The organism is Enterococcus sp. 6D12_DIV0197 (assembly GCF_002174385.1).
Taxonomy (GTDB): domain Bacteria; phylum Bacillota; class Bacilli; order Lactobacillales; family Enterococcaceae; genus Enterococcus_D; species Enterococcus_D casseliflavus.
On record NZ_NIBN01000001.1, the window covers coordinates 1,515,162 to 1,516,772 of the forward strand.

Sequence of the window (1,611 nt, forward strand, 5' to 3'; positions counted from 1 at the left end):
ATTTATTTAATAAGACATTCAGGTGAGGATATAGAGGCTTGTCATCTTATCAAAGATTTATTTAAATATAATGATTCTGTAAAAATAATTAGTGAGGATATGACACCTAGTGAGTTTGAAAAATTAATACCTGTCTCTTATACACATCTAGATGTGTATAAGAGACAGATCTTATCAAAGATTTATTTAAATATAATGATTCTGTAAAAATAATTAGTGAGGATATGACACCTAGTGAGTTTGAAAAATTAATACAGCAGTTTGATTATGCTATAGCGTCTAGATTTCATTCGGTGGTGCATTCTTATAAAGAAAAGGTTCCTTGTCTTATTTTAGGTTGGGCAATTAAATATCAAGAATTAGCTAAACTTTTTGATCAAAGTCAATATGTTTTAGATGTCAGAAATGATATAAACTTGAAAGAAATCAAGAATTGTATTAGCGAGCTTGACCAGAATTGTTTCGAAGAATCAGTAAAAATAAAAAATGTTCTTAATGATGTTAAGCAATTGCCAGATCCATTTGAATTATTAAAAGAGAAAATATAAGAGGTACTTATGCTGTCTCTTATACACATCTAGATGTGTATAAGAGACAGATTCTATGTATTATAGTTAACCTTATTGGTTTTTCTTTTCCAATATTATACATACGAGGAAACCATCTGGTGTATGAATTGGATAAGTTGGTGACTGGTAGGTTTAGATTGGCTGGGAATTTTTTTCAAAATTATGGACTTAAAGTTTTTGGTCAACCAATAGAAAATGGGGGTTATGATAATATTTTGGATTCCGCTACGCCATATATCATATTATCATATGGAATCTGTTTTTTATAATTGGAGTAACAGAGCTAACGATAATCAATCCTTCTTTTAATTTTACTTTTCTATTCTTTATTTTAGTACTGAATTGGTCGCAAAAAAAATCAAGTGTGGTAAAACCTCTCATTGAAAGGACGATATAGGTGGATATATTATTAAGTATAATAACTGTCTCTTATACACATCTAGATGTGTATAAGAGACAGATGATTAAAGAGTTTATGAAGTCAGATTCTAAAAAAGACTTTGTGTTAGTTACTAATGTTGAAGAAAATAAATTTTTTGAAAAGCTAAAAAGTAAAACCGATTTTGAGAAAGATGGTCGGATAAAGTTTGTTGGTACAGTATACGATCAAGAATTGTTGAAATATATAAGGGAAAATGCGTTCGCGTATTTTCATGGGCACGAAGTTGGGGGAACTAATCCATCGCTTTTAGAAGCATTGGTATCTACCAAACTTAATCTATTATTGAACGTAAGTTTCAATCGAGAAGTCGGTAAAGATGGAGCGATATACCTGTCTCTTATACACATCTAGATGTGTATAAGAGACAGGGGAAAAATTTAATTTACATGAGCAAATTAATTTTATCGAAAATAATATGGATTTGAATAGACTAAATGAGTATAGTGATACACATCTAGATGTGTATAAGAGACAGTGCTTAAACAAGCACAATTGAAGTAGGGAGTGTGTTCATGGGAAAGCCGTTAGTAAAGACTTTGACCTGTCTCTTATACACATCTAGATGTGCTTAAACAAGCACAATTGAAGTAGGGAGTGTGT

The 1,611-nt window shown here is 30.6% G+C and carries 2 protein-coding genes and 1 pseudogene; all 3 read left to right on the forward strand.

From position 1 onward, the window contains the following. Nucleotides 1–207 (forward strand): hypothetical protein (locus A5867_RS18080; RefSeq protein WP_212648493.1); only part of this gene is annotated, 207 nt, incomplete at its 5' end. A 17-nt stretch (nucleotides 208–224) separates the two neighbouring features. Further along, a complete protein-coding gene (locus tag A5867_RS07035) occupies nucleotides 225–548 on the forward strand; it encodes a hypothetical protein (RefSeq protein ID WP_087627224.1) in 324 nt (107 codons plus the stop codon). Between the two features lie 481 nt (nucleotides 549–1,029). Beyond that, nucleotides 1,030–1,341 (forward strand): annotated as a pseudogene (locus tag A5867_RS07040) (glycosyl transferase); the annotation flags it as partial. Between the last annotated feature and the right edge of the window lie 270 nt (nucleotides 1,342–1,611).

Coding starts and splice junctions, on each gene's coding strand:
- A5867_RS07035 (WP_087627224.1), top strand. CDS start 225: ATGACACCTAGTGAGTTTGAAAAATTAATACAGCAGTTTGATTATGCT.